Genomic DNA, 6,053 nt, shown 5'->3' with positions numbered 1-6,053 from the left:
CCCTCCGGCCCCCCCCCCCCCCCGGGGCCCGGCCCTCCTCCCCACCCCCCCCCCCGTTCCCGCGCCTCGCCCCCGGGCCCGGGCCCCCCCTCGACTGGGCTACTGCTCGACGCGGAGCTCGCCGTCGGCGAAGCGGCGGCGCAGCACCTTCTTGTCGAACTTGCCCACCGAGGTGCGGGGCACCTCGTCGATGAAGGTCCACGCGTCGGGCAGCTGCCACTTGGCGAAGTCGCGGGCCAGGTGCTCGCGCAGCTCGTCGGCGGTGACACTGGCTCCGTCGCGCACGACCACGGAGGCCAGCGGCCGCTCCTGCCACTTCTCGTCGGGGATGGCGACCACGGCTGCCTCGAGCACCGCGTCGTGGGCCATCAGGGCGTTCTCGAGGTCGACCGAGGAGATCCACTCCCCGCCCGACTTGATGACGTCCTTGGCGCGGTCGGTCAGCGAGATGTAGCCGAGCTCGTCGAGGTGGCCCACGTCGCCGGTGCGCAGCCAGCCGTCGTGGAACTTGGCCTCCGCCTCCTCGCGCTCGCTCTCCTCGGGCCGGTAGTACGACGCGGTCACCCACGGCCCGCGCACCTCGAGCTCGCCGACGCTGGCCCCGTCGGCCGGCAGCACCGACTGGTCGTCGGCGACGATGCGCGCCGAGACCCCGCAGAGCAGCCGGCCCTGGGTGCCCCGGTAGCGCCACTGCTCCTCCTCCGAGCAGCCCAGCGGCGGCAGCCCGAGCGAGGCGACGGGCGAGGTCTCGGTCATCCCCCAGGCCTGGCGCACCATGATGCCGTGGCGCTCCTGCAGGGCCTGCTGCAGCGAGACCGGCACGGCTGAGCCCCCGCACAGCACGAGCCGCAGCGAGTCGAGGCGGGTGCCGGGGTTCGCGTCGAGGTGCTGGAGCACGTCGTTCCACACCGTCGGCACCCCTCCCGACAGGGTCGGGCGGCTCTCGGTCACGAAGCGCACCAGTGGCTCGGCCTGCAGCCAGCGGTCGGGCATGCACAGCGACGCGCCGCTCATCATCGCCGAGTAGGGCAGCCCCCAGGCGTTGGCGTGGAACATCGGCACGATCGGCAGCACCCGGTCCTCGAAGGAGAGACCGCCGGTGTTGCCGCCGCACACCGCCATCGAGTGCAGGTACGCCGAGCGGTGGCTGTAGACGACCCCCTTGGGGTTGCCGGTGGTGCCCGAGGTGTAGCACATGGCTGCCGCGTCGCGCTCGTCGATCTCGGGCCAGTCGAAGGTCGGCTCGGCGGCCGCGAGCAGCTCCTCGTAGAGGTGCACCTGCTTGCCGCTGGAGCGCAGCGAGTCGAGGTCGGCGCTCGCCGCGTCGGGCCCGGCGACCACGACGTGCTCGACGGTGGTCATCTCCCCCAGCTGCGGCGCCAGCAGCCCGACGAGCGAGTCGTCGACGATCACCACGTGGTCCTCCGCGTGGTTGGCGACGTAGACCAGCTGCTCGGGGAAGAGCCGGATGTTCAGGGTGTGCAGCACCGCGCCCATCGAGGGCACCGCGAGGTAGGCCTCGAGGTGCTCGACGTTGTTCCACTGGAAGGTCGCCACCCGCTGGTCGCCGTCGACCCCCAGCCCGCGCAGCGCCGAGGCCAGCCGCGAGGTGCGCTCGCCGAGCTCGGCGTAGGAGCGGGTGCGGCTGCCGTCGGCGGTGGCGGTCACGACCTCGCCGTCGGGGTGCACCGCGACGACGTGGCGGCGGATGGCGTCGATGGTCAGCTGGTCGTCCTGCATGGTGCTGCGCATGGCGGGCCTCCGAGAGAGGTGCGGGTGGCGGGCGGTGTGCTGTGCGTCACGATCCTGCCACCCGCGTGGTTCACCCCGCGCGTGCGGTCCGCACCTTGGCGGCCAGCACCTCGGCGCTGTCGGGCACCCCGCCGGCCTCGGCGATCCACTCGTAGACGCCCTCGCGGTCGGCGTGGCACATCAGCCCCACGACCTCGCCGGGCAGCGCCTGGCCCACGAGCGCCGACAGCACGCCCACCTCGGTGGGGTACGCCGGCACCGCGGTGACCCCGACCCGCTCGGCGCCGGCGCGCATCAGGCCCTCGAGCTCCTCGGCCGTGCGACCGCGGAAGTACCTCTCCTTGTGCCCGATGGCCACGACGTCGGCGTCGCGCGCGGCGATCTCGCCGAGCTTCTCGATCAGCTCCTCGGAGCGGTCGCCGACGACCCCGAGGCCCAGCAGCACCCGGGCGCCCTCGGGGCGGATGCCGTGCATGATCTCGAACATCGCCTCGAGCCCGGCCTCGTTGTGGGCCAGGTCCATCACGACGGTGACCTCGCCGTCGGAGACCGGCACCGTGAAGCAGTTCATCCGGCCCGGGTTGTGCTCGGCGTCGGGCAGGAACGAGCGCAGCCCGGCGACCACGACGTCGCGCGGGATCCCCACGGCCAGCGCCGCGGAGGCCGCGGCGAGCGCGTTCTCGACGTTGTAGTGGCTGAGCCCGGCCAGGGTCATCGGCACGTCGACCAGCTCGATCAGCGGGTCGGGGTCGGCGTCGGGCTCCAGCACACAGAGCCAGCCGTCGATGACGGTGGTGGCGCGCCCGCCGTCGCCGAGCACGTCGCGCACGGCCGGGGAGTCGGGGTCGCGGGAGAAGACCCAGACCTGCGACTTGACCACCCAGCGCATCGACAGCACCCGCGGGTCGTCGGCGTTGAGCACCGCCCAGCCCTCGGGGGCGGTGATCCGCGGCACGACCGCCTTGACCTCGGCCAGCTGGTCGAGGGTGTCGATGCCGTGCAGGCCCAGGTGGTCGGCCGAGACGTTGGTGACCACGGAGACGTCGTTGTGGGTCAGCCCGATGCCCTTGAGCAGGATCCCGCCGCGGGCGGTCTCGGTGACGGCGAGCTCGACGTTCTCGTGGGCCAGCACGCGCCCGGCGCCGCTGGGCCCCGAGTAGTCGCCCGGCTCGACGAGCACGCCGTCGACGTACACGCCGTCGGTGTTGGACCAGCCGACGACCTTGCCCCACTCGCGGCCGATGTGGGCGACCATCCGCGAGGTGGTGGTCTTGCCGTTGGTGCCGGTCACCGCGACCACGGGCACCCGGGGCTCCAGGGTGGTCGGTCCGTCGCCCGGCTCGCTGGTGGCCACCGTCTCGGCGGCCACCGAGACCGCGGCCGAGAGCCGGTCGGTGCTGACGCCGTCGTCACCGGGCACCAGCACGTCGAGCACCGAGGCCACCGCACGGCCCATCGACCGGGCGCGCTCGCGGTGCGCCCAGGGGTAGGCGACCACGACCTGGTGCGGGTCGTTGGTCGGGCGCACCCGCACCGCCAGCGACGAGGTGCCCGACTCCTGGGCCACCGCGCGCACGAGGCGGGCCACGGCGCGCAGGGCGAAGCGCTGGCGGAAGCCCGAGCCGGGCTCACCGGGACGGGCGTCGCTCAGCCCGATCCGCTCGGCCAGCACCCGCACGACCTCGATGGGCGCCGTGGCCAGCGCCCCGGTGTCGAGAGTCAGCTTCACCGCCGCCCGGGGGAAGTAGAGGTTGGGGCCCTCCAGCACGCGCAGCTCGACCAGAGCGTGGGTGGTGGGGGCGACGTCCTGACCTGCTCCGGGTGCGCTCACCGGCGCGACGCTACCGGCTCGGGCGCTCAGGCGCCCATCGCGTGGAAGCCGCCGTCGACGTGGACGATCTCACCGGTGGTCGCGGGGAAGAAGTCCGAGAGCAGCGCGCAGACCGCCTTGGCCGTCGGGCCCTGGTCGGTGTTGTCCCAGCCCAGCGGCGACCGGGTCGCCCACATCGAGTCGAGCTCCTCGAAGCCCGGGATCGCCTTGGCGGCCAGCGTCTTCAGCGGCCCGGCCGAGACGAGGTTGACCCGGATGCCCTCGGGGCCCAGATCACGGGCCAGGTAGCGCGAGGTCGACTCCAGCGCGGCCTTGGCCACCCCCATCCAGTCGTAGGCCGGCCAGGCGACGGTGGCGTCGAATGTCATCCCGACCACCGAGCCGCCCTGGCCCATCAGCGGGCGGCAGGCGGTGGTCAGCGACTTCAGCGAGTACGCCGAGACCTGCACGGCCTGCGCCACGTCGGGCCAGGGACCCTCGAGGAACTTGCCGCCGAGCAGCGTCTCGGGGTTGCCGAACGCGATCGAGTGCACCACCCCGTCGAGCCCGTCGACGTGCTCCCCGACCAGCTCGGGCAGCCGGGCCAGGTGCTCCTCGTCGGTCACGTCGAGCTCGATCACCGGCGGCTCGACCGGCAGCCGCTTGGCGATCCGCTTGGTGATGCCCAGCGCGCGCCCGAAGTTGGAGATCAGCACGGTGGCGCCCTGCTCCTGGGCGACCTTCGCGGTCGCGAAGCCGATGGAGGAGTCCATCGTCACCCCAGCCACCAGGATCCGCTTGCCGTCGAGAATGCCCATCGTCTGCTCCTTGGTGTGGTGGTGAGGGTCAGTGGCCCATGCCGAGGCCGCCGTCGACGGGGATCACGGCCCCGGTGACGTACGCCGCTGCCGGCCCGGCCAGCCAGGTCACGGTGCCGGCGACCTCCTCGGCCGCACCGAGGCGCCCGAGCGGGATCCGCGCGGCGTACTCGGCCTGCTGCTCGGCGGGCAGCGAGGCGGTCATGTCGGTCTCGATGAACCCGGGGGCGACCACGTTGGTGGTGATCGAGCGCGACCCGAGCTCGCGAGCCAGCGAGCGCGCGACGCCGATCAGCCCGGCCTTCGAGGCGGCGTAGTTGACCTGGCCCGGGGAGCCCAGCGTGGCCACCACCGAGGAGATCAGGATGATCCGGCCGCGGCGCAGGCGCAGCATGCCCTTGGCGGCGCGCTTGGCCAGCCGGAAGGAGCCGGTGAGGTTGGTGTCGATGACCGAGGTCCAGTCGTCCTCGCTCATCCGCAGCAGCAGCGTGTCGGCGGTGATGCCGGCGTTGGCGACCAGCACCTCCACCGGCCCGTGGGCGGCCTCCACCTCGGCGAAGGCGGCGTCCACGGCCGCGGCGTCGGTGACGTCGCAGCGCACGTCGAGCGCCCCCTCGGGTGCTCCCCCGCTGCGCGTGGTCACCGCGACCTTGTCGCCCTGGGCGAGGAACGCCTCGGCGATCGCGCGGCCGATGCCGCGGTTGCCGCCCGTGACCAGCACGGAGCGGGGCTCGGCCGACGAGGGGGACGACGGCTGGGACGGGGACGTCTGCGTGCTCTGGCTCACGCTCGACGACGCTAGTGATTACCCGCGCGTACCCGAAACCCCGCGCGGGTCGTCACGTCGCCGCGTGGGTGGCTCAGTCGTCCTCGAGGCGGAAGCCGACCTTGAGCCCGACCTGGAAGTGCTCGACGGAGCCGTCCTTGACCTGGCCGCGCACCTGGGTGACCTCGAACCAGTCGAGGTGGCGCAGGGTGCGGGCGGCGCGCTCGACGCCGTTGCGGATGGCGGCGTCGATGCCCTCGGGCGAGGTGCCGACGATCTCGGAGATGCGGTAGGTGCGATTAGTCATACGTGGAGCCTAGACCTGCCGACGTACGCTCGAAGCATGGCCAGGCAGCGAGCACGCGACGACGAGGCGGTCCGGATCACCACGGCGGGCGTCAGCCACGAGGAGGACCTCCGCAAGCGCCAGAAGCGCTACCTGCTCTCGATGACGCTGCGCTCGGCATGCTTCGTCGGTGCCGGCGTCGCGGGCCTCGCCGGGAGCTCGTGGCTGTGGCCGATCCTCATCGTCGGCGCGCTGGTGCTGCCCTACGTCGCGGTGGTCCTCGCCAACGCCCAGGCGAACCGCTCCGACGGCTTCCAGCTGCGCAGCGGCGCCTACGGCGCCCCCGAGCTGGAGGCCGCGGGCAGCCACCGCGCCGGGCTGGGCGGGCGATGAGCGAGCCCGACACCTGCTCGGCCAAGAGCTGCACCGCCCCCGCCGTGCACGCGCTGCTGTGGCGCAACCCCAAGATCCACACGCCCGAGCGGCGCAAGGCCTGGCTGGCCTGCCCCGAGCACCGTGAGTCGCTCGGCACCTTCCTGGGCTCGCGCGGCTTCTTGATCGAGGTCGTGGAGCACCAACCGGGCGCCGACCACACGGTCTGAACCGCTCTGCTCGGGCGAC

At 73.2% G+C, this 6,053-nt stretch carries 7 protein-coding genes; 2 read left to right on the top strand and 5 right to left on the bottom strand.

The genetic code is table 11. The features are described 5' to 3' along the window. Nucleotides 1-99 precede the first annotated feature (99 nt). From QWJ41_RS10855 to QWJ41_RS10835, 5 genes are all read right to left on the bottom strand, one after another. Nucleotides 100-1,752, bottom strand: coding sequence for a long-chain fatty acid--CoA ligase (locus tag QWJ41_RS10855; protein WP_302708115.1), 1,653 nt, complete (start codon nt 1,750-1,752; stop codon nt 100-102). Nucleotides 1,753-1,822: 70 nt separating this feature from the next. Next, nucleotides 1,823-3,583 carry a Mur ligase family protein gene (locus tag QWJ41_RS10850; protein WP_302708113.1) on the bottom strand — a complete coding sequence of 587 codons (1,761 nt, stop codon included), beginning with the start codon at nt 3,581-3,583 and terminating at the stop codon, nt 1,823-1,825. A 26-nt stretch (nt 3,584-3,609) separates the two neighbouring features. Continuing rightward, nucleotides 3,610-4,380 (bottom strand): enoyl-ACP reductase FabI, encoded by a 771-nt coding sequence (gene fabI, locus QWJ41_RS10845; protein WP_302708111.1) that lies wholly within the window; start codon nt 4,378-4,380, stop codon nt 3,610-3,612. Between the two features lie 28 nt (nt 4,381-4,408). Continuing rightward, nucleotides 4,409-5,167, bottom strand: coding sequence for a 3-oxoacyl-ACP reductase FabG (gene fabG, locus QWJ41_RS10840; RefSeq protein WP_439117319.1), 759 nt, complete (start codon nt 5,165-5,167; stop codon nt 4,409-4,411). A gap of 73 nt (nt 5,168-5,240) precedes the next feature. After that, nucleotides 5,241-5,453, bottom strand: coding sequence for a dodecin (locus tag QWJ41_RS10835; protein ID WP_193668881.1), 213 nt, complete (start codon nt 5,451-5,453; stop codon nt 5,241-5,243). Between the two features lie 36 nt (nt 5,454-5,489). Between QWJ41_RS10835 and QWJ41_RS10830 the strand changes: the two genes are divergently transcribed. Together QWJ41_RS10830 and QWJ41_RS10825 are read left to right on the top strand one after the other, a co-directional pair. After that, entirely contained in the window at nt 5,490-5,825 is a 336-nt protein-coding gene (locus tag QWJ41_RS10830; RefSeq protein ID WP_302708109.1) for a DUF3099 domain-containing protein, read from the top strand. Further along, entirely contained in the window at nt 5,822-6,034 is a 213-nt protein-coding gene (locus QWJ41_RS10825) for an acetone carboxylase (RefSeq protein ID WP_302708108.1), read from the top strand. The genes QWJ41_RS10830 and QWJ41_RS10825 overlap by 4 nt, the downstream gene beginning before the upstream one ends. Nucleotides 6,035-6,053: the final 19 nt, after the last annotated feature.

The organism is Nocardioides cremeus (genome assembly GCF_030518195.1).
Taxonomy (GTDB): domain Bacteria; phylum Actinomycetota; class Actinomycetes; order Propionibacteriales; family Nocardioidaceae; genus Nocardioides; species Nocardioides cremeus.
Note: the sequence above shows the minus strand (reverse complement) of the source record. Positions and strands in the feature narration are given on the sequence as shown.